This is a genomic window from Rhizobium sp. PK7-22, assembly GCF_056530405.1.
This window is the reverse complement of record NZ_CP096514.1, coordinates 2,909,768-2,936,646: the sequence shown is the minus strand read 5'-3', so window position 1 is coordinate 2,936,646 and position 26,879 is coordinate 2,909,768. Positions and strand designations below refer to the sequence as shown.

Annotated in this window: 17 protein-coding genes; 5 read left to right on the top strand and 12 right to left on the bottom strand. The window is 62.8% G+C overall.

The genetic code is table 11. The annotated features are described in order from the left end of the window. Positions 1-10: 10 nt before the first annotated feature. The 4 genes from glgB to M1E10_RS19065 all read right to left on the bottom strand — a co-directional run bounded on the left by glgB (position 11) and on the right by M1E10_RS19065 (position 9,079). The gene (gene glgB, locus M1E10_RS19080; protein ID WP_499174366.1) at positions 11-2,221 is read right to left on the bottom strand and encodes a 1,4-alpha-glucan-branching protein; all 2,211 of its coding nucleotides are present in this window, start codon (positions 2,219-2,221) and stop codon (positions 11-13) included. Then, positions 2,218-5,514 carry a maltose alpha-D-glucosyltransferase gene (gene treS, locus M1E10_RS19075; protein WP_499174365.1) on the bottom strand — a complete coding sequence of 1,099 codons (3,297 nt, stop codon included), beginning with the start codon at positions 5,512-5,514 and terminating at the stop codon, positions 2,218-2,220. The genes glgB and treS overlap by 4 nt, the downstream gene beginning before the upstream one ends. Before the next feature lie 11 nt (positions 5,515-5,525). Then, positions 5,526-8,771, bottom strand: coding sequence for an alpha-1,4-glucan--maltose-1-phosphate maltosyltransferase (locus M1E10_RS19070; protein ID WP_499174364.1), 3,246 nt, complete (start codon positions 8,769-8,771; stop codon positions 5,526-5,528). 86 nt (positions 8,772-8,857) lie between these two features. Beyond that, on the bottom strand, positions 8,858-9,079 hold the full coding sequence (locus M1E10_RS19065) for a DUF982 domain-containing protein (protein ID WP_499174363.1): 222 nt from the start codon (positions 9,077-9,079) through the stop codon (positions 8,858-8,860). 330 nt (positions 9,080-9,409) lie between these two features. Here M1E10_RS19065 and M1E10_RS19060 point away from each other — a divergent pair, with 330 nt between their 5' ends. Further along, positions 9,410-12,277 (top strand): hybrid sensor histidine kinase/response regulator, encoded by a 2,868-nt coding sequence (locus M1E10_RS19060; protein WP_499174362.1) that lies wholly within the window; start codon positions 9,410-9,412, stop codon positions 12,275-12,277. Here the strand turns inward: M1E10_RS19060 and M1E10_RS19055 are convergent. Together M1E10_RS19055 and M1E10_RS19050 are read right to left on the bottom strand one after the other, a co-directional pair. Next, on the bottom strand, positions 12,274-12,771 hold the full coding sequence (locus M1E10_RS19055; RefSeq protein WP_499174361.1) for an MgtC/SapB family protein: 498 nt from the start codon (positions 12,769-12,771) through the stop codon (positions 12,274-12,276). The genes M1E10_RS19060 and M1E10_RS19055 overlap by 4 nt on opposite strands. Positions 12,772-12,915: 144 nt before the next feature. After that, on the bottom strand, positions 12,916-14,172 hold the full coding sequence (locus M1E10_RS19050; RefSeq protein ID WP_499174360.1) for an AGE family epimerase/isomerase: 1,257 nt from the start codon (positions 14,170-14,172) through the stop codon (positions 12,916-12,918). Positions 14,173-14,328: 156 nt separating this feature from the next. On the opposite strand from M1E10_RS19050, the gene metH reads away from it, so the two are divergent. Further along, positions 14,329-18,105 (top strand): methionine synthase, encoded by a 3,777-nt coding sequence (gene metH / locus M1E10_RS19045; protein ID WP_499174359.1) that lies wholly within the window; start codon positions 14,329-14,331, stop codon positions 18,103-18,105. Here metH and M1E10_RS19040 read toward each other — a convergent pair. From M1E10_RS19040 to M1E10_RS19015, 6 genes are all read right to left on the bottom strand, one after another. Next, on the bottom strand, positions 18,060-18,980 hold the full coding sequence (locus M1E10_RS19040; RefSeq protein ID WP_499174358.1) for a PP2C family serine/threonine-protein phosphatase: 921 nt from the start codon (positions 18,978-18,980) through the stop codon (positions 18,060-18,062). The genes metH and M1E10_RS19040 overlap by 46 nt on opposite strands. 29 nt (positions 18,981-19,009) lie before the next feature. Continuing rightward, positions 19,010-20,068, bottom strand: a complete 1,059-nt coding sequence (locus M1E10_RS19035; RefSeq protein ID WP_499174357.1) for an ABC transporter ATP-binding protein — start codon at positions 20,066-20,068, stop codon at positions 19,010-19,012. 14 nt (positions 20,069-20,082) lie between these two features. Beyond that, the gene (locus M1E10_RS19030; protein ID WP_499174356.1) at positions 20,083-20,874 is read right to left on the bottom strand and encodes an ABC transporter permease; all 792 of its coding nucleotides are present in this window, start codon (positions 20,872-20,874) and stop codon (positions 20,083-20,085) included. After that, entirely contained in the window at positions 20,871-21,746 is an 876-nt protein-coding gene (locus M1E10_RS19025) for an ABC transporter permease (protein ID WP_499174355.1), read from the bottom strand. Before M1E10_RS19025 ends, M1E10_RS19030 begins: the two co-directional genes overlap by 4 nt. 111 nt (positions 21,747-21,857) lie before the next feature. Then, positions 21,858-22,916, bottom strand: a complete 1,059-nt coding sequence (locus tag M1E10_RS19020; protein ID WP_499177230.1) for an ABC transporter substrate-binding protein — start codon at positions 22,914-22,916, stop codon at positions 21,858-21,860. 177 nt (positions 22,917-23,093) lie between these two features. Then, positions 23,094-23,981, bottom strand: a complete 888-nt coding sequence (locus M1E10_RS19015) for a MurR/RpiR family transcriptional regulator (protein ID WP_499174354.1) — start codon at positions 23,979-23,981, stop codon at positions 23,094-23,096. A 164-nt stretch (positions 23,982-24,145) separates the two neighbouring features. Between M1E10_RS19015 and M1E10_RS19010 the strand changes: the two genes are divergently transcribed. From M1E10_RS19010 to M1E10_RS19000, 3 genes are all read left to right on the top strand, one after another. Beyond that, complete coding sequence (locus M1E10_RS19010) at positions 24,146-24,943, top strand: N-formylglutamate amidohydrolase (RefSeq protein ID WP_499174353.1); 798 nt, start codon at positions 24,146-24,148, stop codon at positions 24,941-24,943. Between the two features lie 67 nt (positions 24,944-25,010). After that, the gene (locus tag M1E10_RS19005; protein ID WP_499174352.1) at positions 25,011-25,520 is read left to right on the top strand and encodes a TRAP transporter small permease subunit; all 510 of its coding nucleotides are present in this window, start codon (positions 25,011-25,013) and stop codon (positions 25,518-25,520) included. Further along, positions 25,517-26,842 (top strand): TRAP transporter large permease, encoded by a 1,326-nt coding sequence (locus M1E10_RS19000; protein WP_499174351.1) that lies wholly within the window; start codon positions 25,517-25,519, stop codon positions 26,840-26,842. The genes M1E10_RS19005 and M1E10_RS19000 overlap by 4 nt, the downstream gene beginning before the upstream one ends. Positions 26,843-26,879 lie beyond the last annotated feature (37 nt).

The window sequence follows — 26,879 nt, the reverse complement described above, 5'->3', positions numbered from 1 at the left end:
GCCTGTCTGACTAGTCGCGGCTCCAGCGGAGGAAGATGGTCGAGAGCGGCGGCAGCGTCAGCATGATCGACTGCGCCTTTCCATGCGCGGGATGCTCCTCGCTCCAGGCCTCGGAGTTGCCGAGGTTGGAGCCACCGTAGACGCCAGCGTCGGAGTTCAGGATCTCCGTCCAGCGGCCGCCCTCCGGAACGCCGACCCGGTAGCCGTGGCGCGGCATCGGGGTCATGTTGGAAATGGCGAGCACGCAGGAGGAACGATCCTCCGGCCAGCGCAGCATTCCGAAGATGGAATTCTCCGCATCGTCGCCGATCGCCCATTCGAACCCTTGCGGGTTGATATCGCCGTAGGTGAGGGCGGGTTCCGTCGCATAGAGGCGGTTGAGATCACGGATCAGCCGCTGCACGCCGGCGTGCTGCGGGTTGTCGAGCAGATCCCAGACGATCGAGCCATCATGGTTCCATTCGGTCTCCTGGCCGATCTCGCAGCCCATGAAAAGCAGCTTCTTGCCAGGGTGCGCCCACATGAAGCCGTAGTAGGCGCGAAGGTTGGCATGCTTCTGCCAGACGTCGCCCGGCATCTTGCCGAGCAGCGAGCCCTTGCCGTGCACCACCTCGTCATGGGAGATCGGCAGCATGAACCGCTCGGAGTAGGCGTAGACCATGCTGAAGGTCATCATGCCGTGGTGATACTTCCGGTAGACCGGGTCTTCCTCCATGTAGTGCAGGCTGTCGTGCATCCAGCCCATGTTCCACTTGAAGTCGAACCCAAGGCCACCCTGTTCCGGCGGAACGGTGACGCCAGGCCAGGCGGTCGATTCCTCGGCAACGGTGAAGGCATGATCGCAGCGATGATGGATGATGCTGTTGAGGTGCTTGAAGAACTCGACCGACTCTAGGTTCTCCCGGCCGCCGTACTTGTTGGGGATCCACTCGTCCGCGTTGCGGCTGTAGTCCCGGTAGAGCATCGAGGCCACGGCATCCACGCGCAGTGCGTCCACGTGGTAATGCTCGAGCCACTCCAGTGCGCTGGCGATCAGGAAGCCCTTCACCTCGTTGCGGCCGAGGTTGTAGATCAGCGTGTTCCAGTCCTTGTGGAAACCTTCGCGCGGGTCCTCGTGCTCATAAAGTGCGGTGCCGTCGAACCGGGCGAGGCCCCAGACGTCGGTCGGGAAGTGCGCCGGCACCCAGTCCACGATGACGCCGATGCCAGCGGCATGGCAGCGATCGACGAAATAGGCGAAGTCTTCGGGCGTGCCATAGCGGCCGGTCGGTGCAAACAGTCCGAGCGGCTGGTAGCCCCAGGAGCCGCCGAAGGGATGCTCCATGATCGGCAGCAGCTCGATGTGGGTGAACCCGAGATCTGAGGCGTAGGGAATAAGGCGCTGGCTGAGTTCGATCCAGTTGAGGTTGCGATTGCCTTCCTCCGGGACCCGTAGCCAGGATTCCAGATGCACCTCGTAGACGGACATGGCGTCCCTGCCGTCCCGGACTGGCGCCTGCGAGCGCATCCACTCGTCATCGGTCCAGCGGAAGGGGGCGTTTGAGGCGACGATCGAGGCGGTCGAGGGGGCCGCCTCGCTGGCGCGTGCCACGGGATCCGCCTTCTGCGGCAGGGTGTGGCCGTTGTAGTCGATGATCTCGAACTTGTAGCGCTCACCCGGACCGAGCCGGGGGAGGAAGAGTTCCCAGATGCCGGCAGAACCGCGCAGCCGCATCGGGTGCCGGCGGCCGTCCCAGGCGTTGAAATCGCCGACGACAGAGACCCGGCGGGCATTCGGCGCCCAGACGGCGAAGCGCACTCCGGATACGCCGTCGACGTCCATGGGCTGCGCGCCAAGCGTGCGGCCGAGGTCGTAATGGGTGCCTTGGGAGATCAGGTGAAGGTCGAGCTCGCCCAGGAGGAGGCCGAAGGAATAGGGGTCCTCCGTCTCCTGGACCGCATCCGGCCAGGAGATGCGCAGACGGTAGCTGCCGCGCCCCCCGATGTCGGCGGCAAACAGGCCGCCGCCAAACACCTGTTCCATCTGGGCGATGAGGCCATCGCCGTCGGTGTCAATCACCTCCACGGAGGTGGCTCCCGGCAGGAAGGCACGCACTACGTTGGTTTTGCCGACGGTGTGACGGCCAAGGATCGTGAAGGGGTCGCCGTGGCGCCCCTCTACGAGTGCCTGCAGGGCAGCGTGGTCGATATTGGCGAGCAGATCGGCGCGCTCAAGGTTCATTCCGCATTCTCCATGAGGCGTTTTGCGATTTCCGAAAAGCCGGCCAATGGGATCGGTAGCCATTTCGGGCGATTGCGAGCTTCATAGCTGATCTCGTAGGCCGCCTTTTCCAGAAGGAAGAGGTCAAGTACCGCGCGATAGGTCTCGTCTGCCATGGCCAGTGGTCCGGCTTCAGCCACCACCTGCCTGTAGCGCTCCACGAATGCCGCTTCCGCATCTTGTCCGAACTGCGAAACGATCGAGTGGCGACGAGACTGGTCGGCATCGACCATGACGTCCTGCTCAAGGTCCGCCGTCGCGGCGAGATAGTTCAAGGACCGCAGGAAACCTGCGACGTCGCGCAGCGGGCTCGACTTGGCGCGCCGTTCAGCGAGATCCCGGGCTGGCTCGCCTTCGAAGTCGATGAGATAGGCATCGTTTTCGGCAACCAGGATCTGGCCCAGGTGGAAATCGCCGTGATGGCGGGTCATCAGGGTGCCCAAACCAGCACCGGCCAGTTTACCGGCCGCGCTCAGCAATTCTTCACGGCGGTCCAGCAACGGCTGTACCTGCTGGGCGACCTCCGGATCAAGATTGCCTTTCTCCTCGACCAGGACGTCGAGGGCAGAGTTGATCTGGTCGGCAACAGATCTGCGCCACGCGTCCGTATCGTCCTGCCGTGCCGTAACGGGCTGGAAGTCCGGATCGTCGGTCTGCTGCGACAGGGCAAGGTGAAGCTCGCCCAGCCTTTGCCCGATCGTACCAGCAAAATCGACCAGCGGCTTGAACTGCTCCGCGACGTCCTTTTCCTCTTCACCTGCAGTCAGCAGGATATCGTCGATGCCACGGCGCAGATTGCCGAGCATCCAGGTCCATGCGTCGCCCTGATTGCGGATCATGCCCTGGACGATGATCAGCGTATAGCGTGATCCGTCCGGCGCGGTGCGGGCAACCTCACCCAGCAGGGGAGCGGTGTTCTGGTAACCGACCTTGGTCAGATGGCGGGTCATCTCGACTTCCGGGTGGACGCCCGGGAAGATCTTGCGAATGAGCTTGATCATGGCCTTATCGCCGATGATCAGGGAGCTGTTGGACTGCTCCGCCGACAACCAGTTGACGTTCATGTCGTCGGTCATGCCCATGCCGTCGAGCTGCTCCGTGCCGATGAACTCCAGCGTGCCGGCACGACCCGAGATTTGCGACCTCTCGCAAAGCGAGCGGATAATGGCTCGGGCCATGGCCTCCATCGCAAAGCCGTCGGTCAGGAAGCCGACGCGGCGACCCTGGCGGATGCGTGCCAATGCGAGCTGCTGGGCGAGTGCCGGTGGCTGCGTTTCGTCCCACGCGGCCGCAAGCGGCAGGAGGTAGGTTTCGGTCCGGCCTTCCAGCTCCGCTTCCAGCTCGCCGAGCAGGATGTTGCCGGCAAAGGGCAGGGGTGTCGCAGCGACGAGGTTGGCGCTCTTCAACTTCTCACCTTTCGACCCGAACCAGCGGCGCTTCGTCAGATAGGTAGGCAAAATCTCGCGCGACATGGTGCTGACCAGACGCGGCTCCTCGATCAGTTCGTGCAGGTCGCGACGGATCACCATGGTGGCGAAATCGGCAAGCTGCTCAGGCGGTTCTTTCCGCCATGTGGGGCCATCAGCCTCGGCCACCAGCTGGAACCAGAAGAAGCCGTAGGGAGGCATGGTCAGCAGGTAGGTGAGCTGGCCGATCGGCGGGAAGGGCGACATGCCGGTCAGCTCGATGGGAACGCGACCCTGGAACTCCGAGAGATCCAGTTCGACCGCCTGCGGGATCCGCGACAGGTTGGCGACGCAGAGGATCGTCTCGCCCTGATACTCGCGCATGTAGGCGAGGATCTTGCGATTGCCCGGCGTCATGAACCGCAGCGATCCGCGGCCAAAGGCCGGGTGCTTGCCGCGCAGCGACAGCATGCGACGCGTCCAGTTGAGAAGCGAGTGAGCGTCGGCGGCCTGGGCCTCGACGTTGACGGCTTCGTAGCCGTAGAGCGGATCCATGACCGGTGGCAGGACGAGGCGCGCCGGATCTGCCTTGGAGAAGCCGCCGTTGCGGTCGGGAGACCACTGCATCGGAGTGCGTACGCCGTCGCGGTCGCCGAGGTAGATGTTGTCGCCCATGCCGATCTCGTCGCCGTAGTAGAGGACGGGAGTGCCCGGCATGGAGAGAAGCAGGGCGTTCATCAGCTCGATGCGGCGGCGGTCGCGCTCCATCAGCGGCGCCAAGCGACGCCGGATGCCCAGGTTGATGCGGGCGCGGCTGTCGGCGGCATAGGTGCTCCAGAGGTAGTCGCGCTCCTCGTCCGTCACCATTTCGAGCGTCAGCTCGTCGTGGTTGCGCAGGAAGATCGCCCACTGGCAATTTTCAGGGATCTCGGGCGTCTGGCGCATGATGTCGGTGATCGGGAAGCGGTCTTCCTTGGCGATCGCCATGTACATGCGCGGCATCAGCGGGAAGTGGAACGCCATGTGGCATTCGTCGCCGTCGCCGAAATAGTCGCGGGTGTCTTCGGGCCACTGATTGGCCTCCGCGAGCAGCATCTTGCCGGGGTGGGTGGCTTCGAGAGCGGCGCGGATCTTCTTCAGGATGTCGTGCGTCTCCGGCAGGTTCTCGTTGATCGTGCCTTCCCGTTCGATCAGATAGGGGATCGCGTCGAGGCGGAAGCCGTCGATACCAGTCTCCAGCCAGAAGCGCATGACGTCGAGCAGCTCCTGCAGAACCTGGGGGTTGTCAAAATTCAGGTCCGGCTGGTGGGAATAGAAGCGGTGCCAGTAGTAGGAGCCAGCGACCGGGTCCCAGGTCCAGTTCGACTTTTCGCTATCAATGAAGATGATCCGGGTTTCCGGGAACTTCTGATCGTCGTCGGACCAGACGTAGAAGTCACGCTCGGGCGAGCCGACCGGGGCGTGGCGGGCGCGTTGAAACCAGGGATGCTGGTCGGAGGTATGGTTGATCACGAGCTCGATGATCACGCGCATTCCGCGGGCGTGGGCGGCGTCGACGAAGCCCTTGAATTCGTCCATCGTGCCGTAGTCGGGGCTGACGTCGCCGTAGTCGGCAATATCGTAACCGTCATCCCGGCGCGGGGACGGGAAGAAGGGCAGGATCCAGATCGCTGTCGCACCCAGAGACGAGATATGATCGAGCTTCTCGTGCAGTCCCTTGAAATCGCCGATGCCGTCGCCGTTGGCGTCGTAGAACGACTTCACGTGCAGCTGGTAGATAATCGCATCCTTGTACCACAAAGGGTCCTGGATGGTCGTGTCTTGGGCCTGCGCCTGCAGGTTGTCCATGCTCTTCTCCATTATCTCACGCGCCAGATCGAAAACGGCATGCCGGGCTCGATGCGCAGCCGTTGCCACTTGCCGGTCCAGGTGAACTTGTGACCCGAGATCAGGTCCTCCATGGAAAGTGCTGCATGGTCCGGGAGGTTCCATGACCACAGTGGGATTTCGACATCCGCTTCCTGCGCATTGTGCGGATCCAGGCTGATGGCGATCATCAAAACGTTCTCGCGGCCCGGGCTCGCCTTCTCGAAGAACATCACATTGTCGTTCTGAGCAGGGAGCAGCGTGAGGCCGAGATGCGAGTGGAGCGCTGGGTTTTCCCTGCGGATGCGGTTCAGCAGACCGATCTCCTGCTTGATGTTCCCGGGGCGATCCCAGTCCCAGGCACGGATCTCGTATTTCTCGCTGTCGGCATATTCCTTGCGCTTGGCGTCCGGCCGGCCTTCGCAAAGCTCAAAACCGTTGTAGATGCCCCAGAGGCCCGAAAGGGTAGAGGCGAGCGCTGCGCGGATGAGGTAGGCGGAGCGCGGGGCGTTCTGCAGGAAGTCCGGGTTGATGTCGTGGGTGTTGACGAAGAAGTGGGGGCGGAAGAAATCCTTCGGCTCTTCCGTGGTGATCTCGTGCATGTACTGCTCGAGCTCCCACTTGGCGTTGCGCCAGGTGAAATAGGTGTAGGACTGCGAGAAGCCGATCTTCGCCAGCCGATACATGACCTTCGGCTTGGTGAAGGCCTCGGAGAGGAAGATGACTTCCGGGTGGCGCGAGCGGATGTCGGCGATCAGCCATTCCCAGAACGGAAAGGGCTTGGTGTGCGGGTTGTCGACGCGGAAGAGCTTGACGCCCTCGTCGACCCACATCTGGATCACGTCGCGCAATTCCTGCCACAGGGAGGGCACCGCATCCTTGGCGTAGAAGTCGACGTTGACGATGTCCTCGTATTTCTTTGGCGGGTTCTCCGCATAGCGGATCGTGCCGTCCGGCCGCCAGTCGAACCAGCCCGGATGCTCCTTCAGCCATGGATGGTCGGGGGAGGCCTGGATGGCGAAGTCGAGGGCGACTTCCATACCCTGCTCATGGGACGCGGCGACGAGGCGGCGAAAGTCCTCGAAGGTGCCGAGCTCCGGATGAATGGCGTCGTGGCCACCCTCCTCAGAACCGATTGCATAGGGGCTGCCGGGGTCACCGGGAGCCGCCTTCAGGCTGTTGTTTCGGCCCTTGCGGTTGGTGTCGCCGATCGGGTGGATGGGCGTGAAGTAGACGACGTCGAAACCCATCTCGCGAATGCCGGGAAGACGTTCAATGACATCGTCAAAGGTGCCGTGGCGCTGAGGGTCGCCGCTTTGCGAGCGCGGGAAGAGCGAGTACCAGCTGGCGAAGCTTGCACCCAACCGTTCCGCATCGAGCGGCATGACCTGCGAACGGATACGGAACGGCCGGCGGTCAGCCTTCGTCATCAATTCCGACGTCGCGTGGTCGAGGAGGATCTCGATGCGACGTGTCTCTGGGGCATCCGCAAGTTCGCCGATCAGGCGCTTGAGCTGCACCTTGATGTCGCCGTCGACCTGATCGGCCGTCGCCTTGATCAGATTTATGCCTTCCTGGATCTCCAGCCTGAGGTCCAGCCGCGCGTCATGCTTCTTCGTCAATTCGTAGCGGAAGATCGCAAAGGGATTTCGCCAGGCCTCGACGGCATATTCGTGGCGGCCCATGCGCCGCGGCGTGAACTCGCCCTGCCAGCGGTCGTTCTCGAACAGCTGCATCCGGACTTCCTGCCACTCGTCCTGATCGGCAGCACGCCACAGCAGGGCGGCGCTCAACGGATCATGGCCGTCGCCGAAGATGTCGGCTTCGACGCGGATCGTGTCGCCGACCACGCGCTTGACGGCGAAACGTCCATCGTCGACTGCCGGGGTGATCTTCTCGATCGCCAGCCTGGGCGCGGCCGCAGCGACAGTCAGGTCGGGAAGCGGAGAGGGCGACTGGATCGGCTCGGAGGCGCTGCCTTCCAGGATGCGGACTTCCCCGGGCTTCAGGCGGGATACCGACGAGCCCCCGACGTCGGTCAACGGCAGGAAGGACGAGGCGACCTGATTGATGGCCTTGAGTGGCGGCGCAACGCTCTGCCGCAGATCGCGGTTGACGATGACGACCCGCACCTTCCGGGAGGCACGAAGATCCTCTCGATCGGACTGCAGAATTGCCAGGGCCGGCGTGTTGCTGCTGCCGGCAATGATGGTCAGCGGACGGCGGTGATAACCGCTCTGATCGAGTTGCAGCTTCTCGTTGACCGCGCGGATCTCGCCGGAAATGTCATAGGCGGACTGTTCGCGAAAGGCGGCCAGACCAAGGCCGTCGCCGTTCATCTGGTCGAGCGGCGTTGAGGCGCCATACTCGAAGCCCATAGGCACCATCAGGCCGCCGCCCAGAAGTGCAGAAAGCTTGAGCGCCCGCAACGCCCGGCGCTCCAGGATCTCGGAGCTTTCGGTGCCATGGGCAAGGCGCTTGGCGAAGGGGGCTTCGGGAAAGGCAATCTGGTGGCCGAGGATTCGCTGCAGACGGTGCTCTTCGGGAAGCCAACTGTCCTCCAGGTTCCACCATGCCAGCGAGGAGAAGCAGCCGTCGAAGCCGACGCCCGCCAGCGCGCGGCGCCGATTAAGATCCGTGCCTGGTGTCCATGCGTAGAATTGAGCGGCATTCCCTTGGGCCCGCGCAGGGCCGATCAGAGACCTCCAGGCCTCCTCCGGGACGCGATCGATCCCGAGGCAGCGGAAACCGGTGACGCCGGCATCGGTCATCACCGCCAGACGCTGGCGCCACGTCTCGAGGTGCTGATAGGTTTCATCGTTCGGCGCCAGTCCGATGGACTCGCTGCAGCTCTCGTCCGGTCCAATGCGCGGATCGGAGACGATGCGGGCGCTTCCTCTGTCCTGGCGGGCGATCCTGTCGACCACGAGGTCCAGCATCAAGCTCAGGCCGTGCTCGGCGGCGGCGGTCGTTAAGGTCCTGAAGACGTCCTTGACGTTTTCGCCAAGCCCGAGGCGCGGATCGATCCGGTCGGCGTCCTTGCTGACGAAAACGCTCGTCTGGCCGCTTCGCGCGAAAAGCGGAGCACTCAGGATCGTGTCGAACCCCAGTCCCGATGCATGGCGGAACACCTCCTGCCAGGCCTCGATCCCATTCAGTTGAAGAGGATGGACATAATAGATCCGGGGGGGATGGCTCAGGCGTGACGCCGGAGCATCGAATTTCGGAATCGGATTCATGGCCGGGGTCCCCTACGTTTGCATCCAGAGCTAAACGGTGAGGCTTCCGGCTTGTTCCAGCCGAAGTGGGCTGAGGGAGATTTGCGCTACATCAGCTGTGCTTCTGCGACGGCATCCTGAAAGGTCTGTCGGGCCACCTCGGCGGATTCGCGCCCGTCCAGCGCCGCCAGACAGGCATAACGGGCCTTTATGAACCGTGGGCCCTTGATGTTGGGCCATCGGTGATCGAGGTAATCGAGCGCCTCGAAGGTGCTCGTGACGGCGTCGGATCGGGTCCTCACGGGCTTCTGCCAAACCACGTTGTGCATTACCATCCTCCCATGGTGTCTCGGTTTCTCGGCCTCCCAGCCGAAGCGACCCTCGTAACTCCTGAGAACAGAAGCGGTTGCGCTACTTCCGAAGTTTAGCACATTTTCAGATAAACCATGTGGCTTCAGATGCGAGGCCTCAACACGGTGCTCAACTAGATCATGAACCGGCCAGAGACGGCGGGACGAACGGGAAATTCATCAATCAGTTAGGATAGTCGCCGCCATCTTCTTCGGTAATTGTCATCACGTCAGGAAGCGGTATAACCCCATATCTGCATTGATTTGGGAATGGACATGTTTCGGCGGACGGGGCTATCAGAGATTGATTTGAATCTGCTGTTCAATCTCTCTCCAAATCCATATGTCCTGCTGGATGGTGCGCTTCAGATCGTCGGTGCCAACGATGCCTATCTGAAGGCGACAATGCGTACCGAAGAAGAGCTTCTCGGCCGCAAGATGTTTGACGTCTTTCCTAGCGAGCCGACTTCAACGCACGGAAAAATGCTTCGGCAATCCTTCGCCCGTGTACTCGAAACCGGCGAAATCGATTATCTTTCGGTAATTCCTTACCCGATTGCCGGACCCGGCGGGGTATTGGAAAACCGTTTCTGGAGCGCCACCCACACGCCGATCAAAGACGGTGACGGGAACGTCGTACTCATCCTGCAGCACACCGTCGATGTCACCGAACTGCATCGGTTGCGACAGGCTGCCGATCTCGACGGAAATCTGCAGGCACAGGTTGGCGTTCTCACCCGCGCCGATGCCGTTCAGGGGCAGAACCGGGTGCTTGGAGAGGAGCGCGAGTATCTGCGCAACCTGTTTGAGCAGGCACCGGGCTTCATGGCGGTTCTTCGCGAACCGGAGCATGTCTTTACCATTGCAAACAAGGCCTACCGCGAACTCGTCGGACGCGGCGACCTGATCGGCAAGACGATCAGAGCGGCGCTGCCTGAGGTGGCAAGCCAGGGCTTCTACGAAACTCTGGACGAGGTGTATCGAAGCGGCAATCCCTATTCCGCCAATGCGGCGCGCATTCTGCTGCGACGCCAGAACGACACGGAAGAAGAGCGCTTCCTCGATTTCGTCTATCAGCCGATCCGTGATGCATCGGGCGTCGTGAGCGGCATTTTCGTGCAGGGGCACGACGTCACTGAGCTTCGCAAGGCCCAGGAGACGGCAAAGGAAAACGAGAAGCGCTTTCGAACGCTGGCGCAATCGCTGCCGAACCAGGTCTGGACGGCGCTGCCGAACGGGCAGATCGAATGGTGCAATGACGAGGTTTATCGCTATAGCGGGCTCGCGTCGCTCCACTTCGATGCGGACACCCGCTCCACCATGATCCACCCGGACGAGGCCGAAGCGGTCTCGCGCAACTGGCAACACTCGCTGCGCAGCGGCCAGCCGTTTGAGATGGACGTTCGGCTGCGGCGCCACGACGGCGTGTTCCGATGGTTCATCAGCCGCGCTGCGCCGATCATGAACAGCGAAGGCGATATCATCCTGTGGGTCGCCACCAATACCGATATCGAGGAGCAGAAGAAGACAGAGTCACACCTCGAATATCTGGCGGAATCGCTTGGGCAGACAGTGGAAGCGAGGACGCAGGAGCTGGAGCGGACGCAGGAAGTGCTGCGTCAAAGCCAGAAGATGGAAGCGATCGGCAATCTGGCCGGCGGCATTGCCCACGACTTCAACAATCTGCTGCAGGTCATCACCGGCAATCTTCAACTGCTGAACCGCGATGTGTCCGGCAATGATGTCGCAGAGCGCCGCGTCGCGGGTGCGCTTGCGGGTGCTGCGCGCGGTGCGCGGCTCGCTTCGCAGCTTCTCTCCTTCGGGCGCCGGCAGCCGCTGGAACCCAAGGTCATCAACCTCAGCCGGCTGATCCGCGAGATGGATCATCTGCTGCGCCGGAGCCTGGGCGAAGCGATCGAGATCGACACGATCGTCAGTGGCGGTCTGTGGAATACGCTGGTGGATCCGAGCAATGTCGAGAACGCTCTGCTGAACCTGGCCATCAATGCGCGTGACGCGATGGACGGACAGGGCAAGCTGACGATCGAGCTTGGCAACGCCTTTCTCGACGATGAATATGCCCGCAACGCCATCGATGTGACCCCGGGCCAGTATGTCATGCTGGCGGTCACCGATACCGGTTCGGGAATGACGCCCGACATCCTGGAGAAGGTCTTCGATCCCTTCTTCACAACCAAGCCGGATGGCAAGGGGACCGGGCTTGGGCTGTCGATGGTCTACGGCTTCGTCAAGCAGTCTGAAGGCCATATCAAGATCTACAGCGAGGCGGGCAGTGGCACCACCGTGCGCATCTACCTGCCAAGGGCCATGGAGACCGAGGACGTCATGGCCGACAATAGTGCCGGCCCCGTTACTGGCGGAACCGAGACGGTGCTGGTGGTCGAGGACGAGGAGGCTGTCCGCGATGTGACCGTCAGCCTGCTGACCGAACTCGGCTACAAGGTCCTGAAGGCCAAGGATGCCGACAGCGGCCTGGCGATCGTCGAAAGTGGCGCCCAGATCGATCTGCTCTTCACCGATGTGGTGATGCCGGGTCGCCTGAAAAGCCGCGATCTGGCGCGCAAGGCGAAAGAGCGTCTTCCCACGCTCGGCGTTCTCTTCACCTCCGGCTATACGGAGAACTCCATCGTTCACGGGGGACGCCTTGACCCGGGCGTCAATCTTCTCAGCAAGCCCTATACGCGGGAGGCACTTGCCCGGAAGATCAGGCAGGTGCTCGAACAGGGGCGTGGGAAATCGGGAGGGCAGCACATGACGGAAACAGAGACATCAAATGCCGCAGTGCAAGCCGGTGATCTGCCGATCACCGTTCTCATCTGCGAGGACGAAGTGCTCATCCGCATCTCTACCGTCGATTATCTCCAGGACGTCGGAATGAACGTCGTTGAGGCCGGCACATGCGCAGAGGCCATGGCCGCAGCGCAGAGTCATCCGATCGATATCCTTGTCACCGACGTCAACCTGCCGGATATGAGCGGGGTGGAACTGGTTCTCAAGCTTCGCGAGTCACTGCCGCGTCTGCCGGTGATCTTTGCGACGGGCGACAGGACGGTTCCGGGGGCAGAGGTGCTGGAGAAGACCGCGCTGATCACCAAGCCGTATGACTATGACCTCCTGGCGACGCACATCCGGTCGATGGTGACGCCGCGGTCCTAGAGGCCGCGGTCGTCGTCGCTCTTGATGCCGGTGGCGATCTCGGTCTTTCGAAGCAGCCACAGGACGATGATGCCGGTGACGGTGGCAGCGACGGCGACCACCCACATGCCCATGCCGACGCTGAGGCCGATTGCGGCGGACAGCCACATGCTTGCGCCTGTCGTCAGGCCGCGGACGCTCCCCTTCGTATAGACGATGACGCCGGCCGCGAGGAAGGCAATGCCGGACGTAACCGCCTCCACGAGCCTGACGGGATCCATCCGCGTCGTATCGCCGTCGCCGAGCGTCTTCATCATCTGGAGCATGACGAGAGTGAAGACAGTCGCAGCCAGTCCGATCAGCATGTTGGTGCGGATCCCGGCGGTGTTCTTGCGGATCTCGCGCTCCAATCCGATGATGCCGCAGAGGAGGAGGGCACCGAAGATCCGCAGAAACAGGACTTCGATGCTGACGGGGGAAGTGTTGGAAAATTCCGCAGCGAGTGTTTCGGTCATGGCGGCGTCAGGGGCCTCGTCCGGTTATCATAACCTCCGACAACCGGTTCCGGCTCCCGAAGTTCCTGATCCGCACCGAGGAAGTCCCGCGGGTCACGGGGGGTGCGGCCCACACCATGAGGCCCGCACCACGAGAGGTCGCCGCTAGAGCTTGCCGCCGGCGTTCTGGATGACGCGGGTCAGGCTGCCGTCGGCCGAAAACAGGGGGATGAGGCAGGCCTGCAGTGCGTGGTAGAGGTCTCCCTTGCCCGGGAACAGGTCGTGCGAAGGGATGAGGTCCTCGGACAGTTCCTCGTGCCAGCCGCCGTTCCTGTGGTCGATGACATTGTTGGCGATCGTGCTCCAGACGAGACGGTAGCTGTCCTCGTAGAAGTCGTCGGCGGGCAGGTGCTCGTTGAGGAAATGCGCAGCACCGGCGGCTTCGCAGAGCGGCCACCAGAGTTTGCTCGTCTTGGCGGGCGTGTCGTCCCAATCCAGGGTGTAGAAAAAGCCGCCCCTCTGCTTGTCGCAACCCAGTGACATGGCCTGGATGAACAGGGTTCTTGCGGCATCTGCCATCCAGCCATGGCGCTTCTCGCCGAGTGACCAGAGCTGCAGGATGAGGCGCGACCATTCCAGCCAGTGGCCCGGAGTGGTGCCTGCCGGTCTAAACATCTCGTTGGCGTGGTAATACTCGCGGTCGATCTGCCACTCGCTGTCGAAATGCTCGGCGACCCGGAAACCGACGCTGCCGGCCGAGCGGCGGATGACGAGGTCGGCGATGCTCTCGGCCTTGTCCAGGTAATGTCTCTCGCCGGTGACCTCGAAGGCGGCCATCAGCGCTTCGGTCAGGTGCATGTTGGAGTTCTGGCCGCGATAGGTTCCGCCGTCGATGGGTGACCAGTCGGCCTCGAATTCTTCGGCGATGGCGCCGTGGCGCTCTTCCCAGAAGCGGGTTTCCAGGACCTGCGTGATATCCGCCAGCATCTGGTCGGCCAGCGGATGGCCGACGACCTTGGCCGAAGAGGCGGCGAGCAGCACGAAGGCGTGGCCATAACCCTGCTTGGTGGCATCGACGACGCCATCGTCGTTCAACGACCAGCAGTAGCCGCCGTTGACGCTGTCGCGGTGGCTGTTCCAAAGGTAAGTCATGCCGTGATCGATGACTTCGCCGGCGCCCGGTCGTCCGAGGAGGTAGGCGATCGAGTAGCAGTGCACCATGCGTGCCGACGAATGAATGCCGCGAACCGGGTTGTCCGTGACGAGCGGCGAACCCGCGTCGTCGAGGTCATAGAATCCGCCCTTGGGGTTCATCGCCCGGTACTGGAAGAAGTCCATCAGGGTCTCGGCCTGCCGCAGCAGCCAGTGACGGTGATACTCGCGCTTTGCCCACATGCGTGGCATCGACCCCAGTTCGTTCATGCAACCTTCTCCCGGACTCACAGATTTAACTGCTGGGCATATAACGCTAGGGGACACATGGTGTCATCGCGATTGTTGTCGATGCAGCGGTCGCTAAATATTTGACATAAACATATGCTTATGCGCTTATGGCGCAAATCGATTAGGGAGATGTCTATGTTCGACGAGCTGTTCGGCCCGGAGGCTTCGCCACGCGACGGCACAGAGGTGCTCGCCGCCCTGCAGAAGGCTGCACGCGAACGCATCCTGATCATCGACGGCGCCATGGGCACCCAGATCCAGGGGCTCGGCTACGACGAGGATCACTTCCGCGGCGAGCGCTTTGCCGGATGCGCCTGTCACCAGCAGGGCAACAACGATCTTCTCATCCTCAGCCAGCCGCAGGCGATCGAGGAAATCCACTATCGTTATGCAATGGCGGGTGCCGACATTCTCGAGACCAACACGTTTTCCTCGACACGGATTGCCCAGGCCGACTACGAGATGGAAGGGGCCGTGTACGACCTCAACCGCGACGGCGCCCGCCTTGCGCGGCGCGCGGCGCTCCGGGCGGAGAAGGAAGACGGCAAGCGCCGTTTTGTGGCGGGCGCCATCGGCCCGACCAACCGTACGGCCTCGATGTCGCCGGACGTCAACAATCCCGGCTACCGGGCGGTCTCCTTCGATGACCTGCGGATCGCCTACGGCGAGCAGATCGACGGGTTGATCGACGGCGGTGCCGACCTGATCCTGATCGAGACGGTCTTTGATACGTTGAATGCCAAGGCGGCCATCTTCGCCTGCGAAGAGCGCTTCGCCGAAAAGGGTGTGCGCCTGCCGGTAATGATTTCAGGGACGATCACCGATCTTTCCGGCCGAACGCTGTCCGGGCAGACGCCGTCGGCGTTCTGGTATTCCGTCCGCCACGCCAACCCCTTCACCATCGGCCTGAACTGCGCGCTCGGTGCCGACGCCATGCTGCCGCACCTGCAGGAACTCTCCGCGGTCGCCGACACCTTTATCTGCGCCTATCCGAACGCCGGCCTTCCGAATGAATTCGGCCAATACGACGAGTCGCCTTCGGACATGGCACGACAGGTGGCCGAATTTGCCCGCGAAGGCCTGATCAACGTCATCGGCGGCTGCTGCGGCTCGACACCGGAACACATTCGCGCGATCGCCGACGCCGTCTCCGGTTTCGCGCCGCGCGAGGTGCCCGAGCACAAGCCGTTCATGGCGCTGGCCGGTCTGGAGCCCTTCGTGCTCACCAAGGAAATCCCCTTCGTCAACGTCGGCGAGCGGACGAACGTCACGGGCTCTGCCAAATTCCGCAAGCTGATCACCGCCGGCGACTACGCCGCAGCCCTCGTCGTCGCCCGCGACCAGGTGGAGAACGGTGCACAGATCATCGACATCAACATGGACGAGGGTCTGATCGATTCCGGCCGCGCCATGGTGGAGTTCCTGAACCTGATCGCCGCCGAGCCGGACATCGCCAGGGTGCCGGTGATGATCGACTCCTCGAAGTTCGAGATCATCGAAGCGGGCCTGAAGTGCGTGCAGGGCAAGGCGATCGTCAACTCGATCTCGATGAAGGAGGGCGAAGAGAAGTTCATCGCCCAGGGCCGCCTGATCCGCAACTACGGTGCCGCCGTCGTCGTCATGGCGTTCGACGAACAGGGACAGGCAGACACCTATGAACGCAAAGTCGCGATCTGCAGTCGTGCCTACCAGCTTCTGACGGAAGAAGCCGGATTTGCGCCGGAAGACATCATCTTCGATCCGAACATCTTCGCGGTGGCGACGGGCATCGAGGAGCACAATGGCTACGGCGTCGCCTTCATCGAAGCGACGCGCACCATCCGCCAGACCATGCCGCTGGTGCATATTTCCGGCGGTGTCTCGAACCTCTCCTTCTCGTTCCGCGGCAATGAGCCGGTGCGCGAGGCGATGCATGCGGTCTTCCTCTACCACGCCATCCAGGCGGGCATGGACATGGGGATCGTCAACGCGGGGCAGCTGGCGGTCTACGAATCGATCGATGCCGAGCTGCGCGAGGCGTGCGAGGACGTCGTCCTGAACCGCCGCGACGACGGCACCGAGCGGCTGCTAGAGATCGCCGAACGCTATCGGGGTGCTGCCGGCAAGGAAGCCCGCGTCCAGGACCTGGCATGGCGCGACTGGACCGTCGACAAGCGGCTGGCGCATGCGCTGGTCAACGGCATCACCGAGTTCATAGATGCCGACACGGAAGAGGCACGCCTGCAGGCGGAGCGTCCGCTGCATGTGATTGAGGGGCCGCTGATGGCCGGCATGAACGTCGTCGGCGACCTGTTCGGGGCCGGCAAGATGTTCCTGCCGCAGGTGGTGAAATCGGCCCGCGTCATGAAGCAGGCGGTCGCGGTGCTCTTGCCCTACATGGAAGAAGAGAAGCGCCTCAATGGCGGGGACGGCCAGCGGCAGACCGCCGGCAAGGTGCTGATGGCGACCGTGAAGGGCGATGTCCACGACATCGGCAAGAACATCGTCGGCGTCGTTCTTGCGTGCAACAACTACGAGATCATCGATCTCGGCGTCATGGTTCCGGCCACCAAGATCCTGGAAACGGCGATCGCCGAGAAGGTCGACATCATCGGCCTCTCGGGACTGATTACGCCGTCGCTCGACGAGATGGTGCATGTCGCCTCCGAGATGGAGCGCCAGGGGTTCAACATTCCGCTGCTGATCGGCGGCGCGACGACGAGCCGCGTTCATACCGCGGTCAAGATCCATCCGCGTTACGAGAAGGGGCAGGCGGTCTATGTAACCGACGCCAGCCGCGCCGTTGGCGTGGTGTCCTCGCTTCTCTCCGAAGATGCAAAGACGGGCTATGTGGAGACGATCCGCGCCGAATACGCCAAGGTTGCAGCTGCGCACGCCCGCAACGAAGCCGACAAGAAGCGCCTTCCCCTGGCCAAGGCCCGGGAAAACGCGCAGAGGCTGGATTGGCAGGCCTATGAGCCGGTTGCGCCGAGCTTCACCGGGACCAAGGTCTTCGAGCATTACGATCTCGAGGAACTGTCGAGATACATCGACTGGACGCCCTTCTTCCAGACCTGGGAGATGAAGGGCAGGTACCCGGCGATCCTCGAGGACGAGGCGCAAGGTGAGGCAGCCCGGCACCTCTTTGCCGATGCCCAGGCGATGCTGGAGAAGATCATCGCGGAGAAGTGGTTCCGGCCGCAGGCCGTGATCGGCTTCTGGCCGGCCAATGCGGTGGGCGACGACATCCGCCTGTTTGCCGACGACAGCCGCAGCGAGGAGCTTGCGACCTTCTTCACGCTGCGGCAGCAGCTTTCCAAACGCGACGGCCGGCCCAATGTGGCGCTCTCGGATTTCGTGGCGCCGGTGGAGAGCGGCAAGCAAGACTACGTCGGCGGCTTCGTCGTCACGGCGGGCATCGAGGAGGTCGCGATTGCCGAGCGTTTCGAGCGGGCCAACGACGACTATTCCTCGATCCTCGTGAAGGCGCTTGCCGACAGGTTTGCGGAGGCGTTTGCCGAGCGGCTGCATGAGCGGGTGCGCAAGGAGTTCTGGGGCTATGCGCGCGACGAGGCGCTGGCGCCGGACGCGCTGATCGGAGAAGGCTATGCGGGTATCCGTCCGGCGCCTGGTTATCCCGCACAGCCGGACCACACGGAAAAGGAAACGCTTTTCCGTCTGCTCGACGCGGAGAAGGCCACGGGCGTGACGCTGACGGAGAGTTTTGCCATGTGGCCCGGCTCCTCGGTCGCCGGCCTCTACATCGGCCATCCGGAGTCCTACTACTTCGGCGTTGCCAAAGTGGAGCGGGACCAGGTGCAGGATTATGCGACCCGTAAGGGCATGCCGTTTGCGGAGGTCGAGCGCTGGCTCGGGCCAGTGCTCAACTACGTGCCGGTAAACCCAGCGGACGAGTCCGACGAGGCGGCCTGATCCTTCAGCCTGAGGAGGATGGCGGTGGTGTCGTCCGACTGCTTGAAGCGCGGGAACGTCAGCCCTTCCGGGTCCGTCTCGCGCTCCAGGCGTCGGAGCTCCTCGACGAGCGACGGCAATCCCTTGCCCATCGCCTGGCGAACAAGACCAGGCGCATCGTAGGCCTTGTAGAGGGAGACGAGATCGGCCAGGCCGTCGGAGCAGAGCACGGCGTGGGCGCCGCCGCCGCGCAGGGGTACGTCGCGAAGGAAAAGATGAGCTGCGGCTTCCGGCACGATGCCGAAGGTCCAGGTGATGCCGTTTGGTGTGTTCTGCAGTGCTCGCCCCCGGCGCAGATCCTCCAGCGTCACCGGGTCGGTCTGGTCACCGCGGATCAGGCCGATGCCGCCGAGACGGGCTATGTGGCGGGCGGCCTGCTGCTGTTCCCATTCGTAGGCGCCGGGGATCGGGACGAGAAAGTCGCTCGTACCGTCGTCGTGGAGGAGGTAGAGGCAGCTGTCGCCAAGCCCGAAATACTGGAAGCCAGCCTCTGTCGCGCGCAGCGCCGTCAGGCTGCAGAGCGGCCAAGCGTAGCGCGGCTGATCGCCCGCCGCCGCCAGGAACACATCCCGCGCTTCACCCGAAATCTGTCTGAGAACAGCGTCTGGATCGACGCTCCCATCCAGACGCTGCGACAGTCGGGTTGCGGCGAACTCGGCGATCCAGGCCGCGTCAGAGCCGTGGCCTTCCATGAACTGTCGGTCACCAAGCCCCGTTGCGCCATCCAAGACGAAGGCGGCGCAGGCGTTGAAGCCGAGCCTGTCCTCGTTCGGCCGCCCAGGCTTGCCCGGGTCTGTGATCGTATCGACAATTTCCAGCGTGAAGCGGGCGCTCATGGGCTGTCTTTCCGGCTGAGGCCGATGCGTCAGTCCCGGACCACCAGCAGGTCGCTTGCCGAGAACCTTAGCGTGACGAGTTCTCCCGGTTCCGGCATCTTCAGGTCGGGGGCATTGAACATATCAAACGAGACGGTGCTGCTATCGACCAACAGCTTGGTACGGATGACGGAGCCGAGAAAGCTCGACGATAGCACCTCGCCCTGCAGAGCCGTATCGCCGCCGTCTTCGGACAGGCTGCCGGCCTCCGGTCGCAGTGCCAGGGAGATAGCGTCGCCGCCCTTCCTGTCCGCAATCGCTTCCTTCAGCGCGATGAACTGGTCGCCGATGCGCACGGTATTTGCCGCGGGATCGGCCACGACGGCATCGATCATGTTGAGCGTGCCGACGAAGGAGGCGACGAAGCGGGTGGCCGGGCGGTTGTAGATCTCCGAGGGTGTGCCGATCTGGTCGGCGCGGCCGGCGTTCATCACGACGATGCGGTCGGAGATCGACAGCGCCTCTTCCTGGTCGTGGGTGACGAAGACGGTGGTGATGCCGAGTTGGCGCTGGATCTGGCGGATTTCCTCGCGCAGCGAAATGCGGATCTTGGCGTCGAGCGCCGACAGCGGTTCGTCGAGGAGCAGCACCCGCGGCTTCGGCGCCAGAGCCCGGGCAAGCGCTACGCGCTGCTGCTGTCCGCCCGACATCTGGTAGGGGTAGCGGTCGGCCAGGTGCTCGAGGCGGATCAGCGCCAGCATCTCGTTGACGCGCTCTGTGATCTCGGCCTTCGGCTTGCCGGCGACCTTCAGCCCGAAGGCGACGTTGTCGAAGACGTTCATGTTGGGGAAGAGTGCGTAGGCCTGGAAGACCATGCCGATGTTGCGCTGGTTGGACTTCAGCCGGTTCTGGTCCTGGCCGTCGATGGTGATCGTACCGCCGCTCGGCATCTCGAACCCGGCGATCATCCGCAGCACCGTCGTCTTGCCGCAACCGGACGGTCCGAGGAAGGAGACAAATTCGCCCTTCTCGATGGACATGTTGAAGTCTTTCACCACCTGCACCGGGCCAAAGCTCTTCTGAAGGTTGTCGAGAACCAGGAACGACATGGGCGGATCAATCCTTAGAAGCGGGCGGGTGCCGCCTTGCTGAAGCGGGAAACGAGCTGGATCAGCGCAAGGCAGCCCCAGGTGATGGCGAAGGCGATGACCGAAAGCGCAAAGGGCTCGTAGGCCTTGTTGGCGCCGATCCGCTGGAGATACGGGCCGAAGGCCGGTCGGTCGAGCAGGGCGGCAAATGTGAATTCGCCGATGACGATGGCAAACGTCAGGAAGGCGCCGGACAGAACGGCAGGCACCACATTCGGGAGGATGATCCGGCGCAGGATCGTGAACCAGCCGGCACCGAGAATCTGCGCCGCCTCCGTCAGCGTCGCGACGTCGATCGTGCGCAGGCCCGTATCCACGGCCCGGTACATGTAGGGCAGGGCGAGCACCGTATAGCCGAAGGCCAGCAGTACATTGGTGCCGAGGACGGAACCGGTCAGCGGCAGGAAGCTCGAGGTGTTGTAGAGCCGGATATAGCCGAAGACGATGACGATGGCGGGAATGACGAGCGGCAGCAGGGTCATGAACTCCACATAGGGCCGCGCCCAGGGCATCTTCAACCGCACCCAGAAGGCGGTGGGGACGACGATGACGATGCCGATGACGATCGTCGCCAGTGCCATCAACACGGAGTAGCCAAAGGTCGCCTGAAACTGGGGATCGGACCAGACGCGGGCGTAGGCGTCGAGACTGTAGACGCCGCGCCTGGCCTTCAGCGAGAACTCGAGGAGACCGCCCAGCGGCACGAAGAAATACAGGAGGCCGAAGATCAGGACCGCCCAGCCGATGATGCGTGTGCCGATACTCATTTCAGCCACCTTTCGGCGCGGATGCGCAGCCAGATGTAGACGACATTGGCGATGGCGGTAACGACGATCATGCCAAAGGCCATGGCATAGCCGAGGTGAGGATTGCCCAGAACATCGCCGCGGATCTGCGCGTAGAGCTGGATCGGCACGATGTTGAGGCTGGAGCCGGTCAGCGCGATGGCGGTGGCAACGGCGCCGAAAGCATTGGCGAAGAGCAGCGCGAAGGTGCCCAGCAGCGAGGGGAAGAGGATCGGCATGGCGACCATCCGCCAATACTGCATGGTGGTTGCGCCCAGTACCTGTGCTGCCTCCCGCCATTCGCGGCGCAGGCCTTCGAGGGCGGGCGTGATGATCTGGATCATCAGCGGGATCTGGAAGAACAGATAAGTGACCGTCAGGCCCCAAAAGCTGAGGATGTTGAAGCCGAGGTCGCGCTGCAGGACGAGGCCGAAGTTGTTGCGCAGGAAGACGGTGACGAGGCCCACCGGCCCAAACGTCGCCAGGAAGGCGAAGGCGAGCGGCACGCCCGCAAAGTTCGACGCGACGCCGGAAAAGGTCATCAGCGGCGACCGGACCCAGCGCGGCACCGCGCCAAAGACAACGGCTGCGGCCATGCCAAAACCGATCAGGCAGCCGAGGGCGGCCGAGGCAACCGAGATCTTGACCGAGATCCAGTAGCTGGAGGGGATGGTGCCGCTGTTGAGGTCGGCGATGTTCTGGAGTGTGAAAGCGCCGTCACGCGTCTGGAAGGCGCCGATGACGATGTGCATCGTCGGCAGCACCATGAACAGCATGACGAAGATGACGAAGGGCATCAGGCCCAGCCAGGTGAACGACAGGCGCAGCCGGGGGGCGGGTGAGGCTTGGTTCATCGCGTCAGGATATCCCCGTCAGGGTGTTGTTGCGCTTCCGGTGAACGTACGGCGAGAGCGCTCCGGCTGGCAAGTCCCGGCCCCTTAAGAGGCCGGGACAAGTGGAGAGGTTTACTGGACGTTGGCGCCGACGACGCTGTCCCAGCCGGCAGTGACGGCGGCCTTGTTGGCGTTCTGCTGCTCAACGGTCGGGAAGACGGCCGCTTCGTAGCTTTCGGCCGGCGGCAGGGCGTCCATCAGGTCCTGCGGGATCTTGCCGGCCTTGGCCATGGCGTTGAAGCGGGCCGGGTGGCAATAACCCTTCAGCCAGAGGTTCTGGCCTTCGTCGGAGTAGAGGTATTCCATCCACAGCTTGGCGGCATTCGGGTGCGGGGCGTAGGCGGAGATGCCCTGGACGTAGACGCCGGCGAGAACGCCGGTCTTCGGTACGACGATTTCGACCGGCGGGTTGCCGGCCAGCTCGTCGCGCCACGCCAGAACGTTGTAGTCCCAGGCAATGGCGATCGGGGTCGCGCCCTGTGCGATCGTGCCGGCCTTGGCGATGACCGGGACGAAGTTACCAGCCTTGTTGAGCTCGGCGAAGTACTCAAGACCGGCCTTGCCGGACGCTTCGCCCGCTTCGGCACCCTTGTGCAGACCTGCGGCGAGAACGGCGAGGATGGCCTGGTTGGAGGCGCGCGGATCACCGGCAAGTGCCACCTGGCTTGCATATTCCGGCTTCAGAAGGTCGGCCCAGTCGGTCGGCGTGTTCTCGACGAGGTCCTTGTTCACGATGAACGACAGTACGCCGTAATAATCGCCGTACCAGTAGCCGTCGGCGTCCTTGATGTCGGCCGGGATCTCGTCCCAGGTCGAAACCTTGTAGGGCTGCAGCAGTCCTTCGTCCTTCATCTGCGGTCCGAAAGCGAGGCCCACGTCGACCACGTCAGGGGCCTGCGGGCCCTTGTTGTCCTTGTTGGCCTTGATGGCTTCGACCTCGTCGGCGGAGCCGGCGTCCGGGTTCAATTCGTTGACCTGGATCTCAGGATACTTCGCCTTGAAGCCGGCGATGACCTCGCCGTAGCCGCACCAGCTGTGGGGCAGTGCGATGGTGGTCAGCATGCCTTCTGCCTTGGCGGCTGCAACCAGTTCCGCGCTCGGCTCGGCAAAGGCCAGGCTGGTCGAAGCCATGACGATGGCTGTCGTCAGAGACAGCAAACGGTGGGTCTTGGTGATCACGATATCCTCCTGAGGTTGGTCGTGTTGGCGCGACTCGTAGAGCCAGTTGATGTATCGTATGTGACAGCCTGCGAAGGTGAGCTTTTGCTCATGAAGCCCTTGCGCAGAAGGCCTTGGCGTCCGCCACGGTCATTTGGGCCCGTGGCGATTGTGGCGGCGGAACAGCCGGGATCGCTCAAACAGATCTTCCAGGGAGTTCATCCGCTCCCGTGTCCTGTCCCAGGCGCCGCTCTGCACCGCCTCAATCAGCGCCTCGACGACGAACAGGGTCACGACGGAGGAGTCCCATGCGCTCGGCGCCTCGATGCGGACCCGAAAGCTGTGCCGCGCATGCTTGGCGACCGGCGAGCCCCAGACGTCGGTCAAGAGGACGATGACGACGCCGTTGGCCTTGGCGACCTCGGCAAGCGTCGCCATCTCCTGCTCGTAGCGGCGGATGTCGAAGATCACCAGCACGTCGCCGGGGTTCATGTTGAGGACGTGCTGCGGCCAGGAGCTGGAGTTGGTCGAGATCAGCGTCGTCTTCGGGCGGATCACCTGCATGTGGGTGAAGAAATATTCCGCCAGCGCCCCTGTGATGCGGCCGCCGACGAAATAGATGCCGCGCTTTGGGTCTCCCAGCAGTGATGCCGCTTCCTCGAAGGTGTGCGTGTCGAGGTCCGAGAGCGTCTCGCGCAAGTTGGCGGTGATGGCATCGGCAAAGCGATTGAGGATGTGCATGCCAGGCGCGTTCGACGCCCAGCGGTCGTGCTTGGCAATCGGGTTGGAGATCGTCGCCTCCAGCTCCTGATGCAGATGCGACTGGAATTCCGGATAGCCCTTGAAGCCGAGTTTCTGCACCATGCGGGCGACTGTCGGCGTCGAGACGCCGGCGTTCTCCGCGATCGTGGTGATGCTGCCGAGGCCGGACACCGGATAATTCTCCAAAATCCTGTCGGCCAACTGCCGTTCCGCGCGCGTCAGGCTGTCGTAGCGGGTGCGGATGACATCTGAGACGGTGCGTGCTGTCGTTGGCACTGAAGCTGTTCCCTCCGGTCTTCGCCGGTTGATGAAGATTTAAAAGTTCTTTCGGTTTCGGAGTCAATGGAAGCAATGAAGAGAAATTTTCAGAACTGCATTGACGGGTCGATGAAGATGAAGAATTCTCTTCTAAGTCTTCCCCCGAGTGATAACATCTTCGAATGCTGGCTGAGACAACATTCTTCACTGAGGCCGACGGCGGTCCTGTGGCTGTCGAAAACCCCGACGGGAAGGGCGAGGTCCTGCTTGTCTGCGAACATGCCTCGCGACGGCTGCCGCAGCGTTATGGCACCCTCGGCCTCTCCGGCGACGCTCTCTCGTCACATATCGCCTGGGATCCCGGTGCGCTTGCCGTTGCACAACGGATGTCGCGGCAGCTCGATGCCACCTTGATCTACCAGCGCTTCTCTCGCCTGATCTACGACTGCAACCGCCCGCCGGACTCGCCGGCTGCCATGCGCGACGTCAGCGAGATCTTCCGCATTCCCGGCAATGAGAACCTGACGGAGGAGGAGCGTTCGCTGCGCACCTCATCCCTCTACCTGCCGTTCCAGGGGCGCATCTGTCAGGATCTTGAGGCACGCAGGGCCCAGGGACGTCCGACGGTGCTGGTGACGGTGCACAGCTTCACGCCCGTCTATTTCGGACAGCAGAGACAGGTCGAAATCGGTATTCTCCATGAACGAGACCGCCGTCTCGCCGATGCCATGCTCGAGATTGCCGCCGGTGGCCCGCTCTATCGGGTGGCGCGCAACGAACCCTATGGACCGGCCGACGGCGTGACCCATACACTCGAGCTGCACGCCACGCCGGCCGGCATGCTGAACGTGATGATCGAGATCCGCAACGACCTGATCGCCGACGAGGCGGGGCAGGGCCGTGCAGCAGATTTCCTCAGCGGCCTGCTGAGACAAAGCATCAAAGCCCTGACCAATCAGAACAATAATGGCGGGGCGTAACGAGGTGGAACGGACTGGGAGAATTAAGGGATGCCTGCGAATGTGAGTGCCGCGCCGGGTCGGGCTGATGCCTGAGGCGCTGAAAACCTATGTCCGCACCGTCGACCGCTTCAACCGGAGCGTCGGTCGCGTGACCATGTACCTGATCTTCGTGATGATGGGCATTTTGCTCTGGTCGTCGATCTCCAAGACCTTCTTCCTGCCGTCGCTCTGGACGCTGGAGATGGCGCAGTTCGTGATGTCAGCCTACTACCTCCTCGGTGGCGCCTATTCGCTGCAGATGGATTCCCACGTGCGCATGGATCTCGCCTATGGCCGCTGGTCGCCGAAGACCAAGGCCGTCGTCGACGCGATCACCATCTTCATGCTGTTCACCTACCTGTTCTTCCTGCTCTACGGTGGCATCTCCAGCACGACCTACGCGCTGCAATATACCGAGACCAGCTACTCTTCCTGGTCGCCCTACATGGCACCGATCAAGATCATCATGGTGGTCGGCATCTTCCTGACGCTGCTGCAGGCGACGTCGATCTTCATCAAGGACATCGCGACGGCTCTGGGGAGGTCGCTCGCATGAGCGCAGAGATGATCATCCTCTTCATGTTCTCGTCGATGCTGCTCAGCATGCTGACGGGGCAGCGCGTCTTTGCCGTCATCGGCTTCGTCGGCGTCGTCGCGGCGGCGATCCTCTGGGGCAACGGCGGCTTCGAGCTCGGGTTCTCGGCCGCCATGAAGCTGATGAAATGGTATCCGCTGCTGACGCTGCCGCTGTTCATCTTCATGGGCTATCTGCTGTCGGAATCCGGTATTGCCGAGGATCTCTACAAGGCCTTCCATGTCTGGATGGGCGGCTTGCGCGGCGGTCTTGCCGTCGGCACGATCGGGCTGATGGTGGTGATCTCGGCGATGAACGGCCTCTCGGTCGCCGGCATGGCGATCGGCGCGACTATCGCGCTGCCGGAACTGCTGAAGCGCGGCTACGACAAGACGATGGTCACCGGCGTCATCCAGGCGGGCAGCTCGCTCGGGATCCTGGTGCCGCCGAGCGTGGTGCTGGTGCTCTACGGCATGATCGCCCGCCAGCCGGTGGGTCAGCTCTGGCTTGCCGGTGCGCTGCCGGGTCTGCTGCTCGCGGCGCTCTTCATCATCTATGTCCTCGTGCGCTGCCACCTCAATCCTGCGCTCGGGCCCGTCCTCCCGAAGGAGGAACGGGACATTCCGCTGCGCGAGAAGCTCCTGCTGCTGCGGGCCGGGATCCTGCCGTTCCTGATCTTCTTCCTGATGATGGGCCTGTTCCTGATGGGCTATACGAGCCTGGTGGAGAGCTCGGCCGTCGGTGCCCTCTCGGCGCTGGTGGTGGCCGCACTCAAAGGGCGTCTCGGCAATGGCGTCCTGACCCGGACGATCGAGCAGACGCTCGGCATCTCCTGCATGTTCATGTGGATCATCCTCGCCGCCCTCTGCTTCGGTGCCGTCTTCGACGGATTGGGCGCCGTTCGGGCGATCGAGGGCCTGCTGGTCAACGACTGGGGTCTGTCGCCATGGACCATCCTGATCATGATGCAGATCTCGTTCATCCTGATGGGCATGTTCCTCGACGACACCGCCATGCTGGTGATCGTCGCGCCGCTCTACATTCCGCTCGTCGGCAAGCTCGGCTTCGACCTCGTCTGGTACGGCGTGCTCTACACGATCACCTGCCAGATCTCGTACATGACGCCGCCCTTCGGCTACAATCTCTTCCTGATGCGGGCGATGGCGCCGCCGGAGATCTCGCTTGCCGACATCTACCGATCGGTCTGGCCGTTCGTGATCATCATGATGATCGGTCTGGCCATCATCATGGCCTTTCCGCAGATCGCACTCTGGCTGCCGGAGACCGTCAATGTGCGCGGCTAGCCTCACAACATCAAAAGCAAGAGTCCTGGGAAAGGGG

Bases quoted from the DNA above. Each gene is read 5' to 3' on its own strand.
- M1E10_RS19005 (WP_499174352.1), top strand. From the start codon at position 25,011: ATGCCTGAGGCGCTGAAAACCTATGTCCGCACCGTCGACCGCTTCAAC.
- M1E10_RS19010 (WP_499174353.1), top strand. From the start codon at position 24,146: ATGCTGGCTGAGACAACATTCTTCACTGAGGCCGACGGCGGTCCTGTG.
- M1E10_RS19025 (WP_499174355.1), bottom strand. From the start codon at position 21,746: ATGAACCAAGCCTCACCCGCCCCCCGGCTGCGCCTGTCGTTCACCTGG.
- M1E10_RS19070 (WP_499174364.1), bottom strand. From the start codon at position 8,771: ATGAATCCGATTCCGAAATTCGATGCTCCGGCGTCACGCCTGAGCCAT.
- M1E10_RS19040 (WP_499174358.1), bottom strand. From the start codon at position 18,980: ATGAGCGCCCGCTTCACGCTGGAAATTGTCGATACGATCACAGACCCG.
- M1E10_RS19020 (WP_499177230.1), bottom strand. From the start codon at position 22,916: ATGGCTTCGACCAGCCTGGCCTTTGCCGAGCCGAGCGCGGAACTGGTT.
- M1E10_RS19050 (WP_499174360.1), bottom strand. From the start codon at position 14,172: ATGAACGAACTGGGGTCGATGCCACGCATGTGGGCAAAGCGCGAGTAT.
- M1E10_RS19065 (WP_499174363.1), bottom strand. From the start codon at position 9,079: ATGCACAACGTGGTTTGGCAGAAGCCCGTGAGGACCCGATCCGACGCC.
- M1E10_RS19000 (WP_499174351.1), top strand. From the start codon at position 25,517: ATGAGCGCAGAGATGATCATCCTCTTCATGTTCTCGTCGATGCTGCTC.
- glgB (WP_499174366.1), bottom strand. From the start codon at position 2,221: ATGAACCTTGAGCGCGCCGATCTGCTCGCCAATATCGACCACGCTGCC.
- metH (WP_499174359.1), top strand. From the start codon at position 14,329: ATGTTCGACGAGCTGTTCGGCCCGGAGGCTTCGCCACGCGACGGCACA.
- M1E10_RS19035 (WP_499174357.1), bottom strand. From the start codon at position 20,068: ATGTCGTTCCTGGTTCTCGACAACCTTCAGAAGAGCTTTGGCCCGGTG.
- M1E10_RS19055 (WP_499174361.1), bottom strand. From the start codon at position 12,771: ATGACCGAAACACTCGCTGCGGAATTTTCCAACACTTCCCCCGTCAGC.
- treS (WP_499174365.1), bottom strand. From the start codon at position 5,514: ATGGACAACCTGCAGGCGCAGGCCCAAGACACGACCATCCAGGACCCT.
- M1E10_RS19030 (WP_499174356.1), bottom strand. From the start codon at position 20,874: ATGAGTATCGGCACACGCATCATCGGCTGGGCGGTCCTGATCTTCGGC.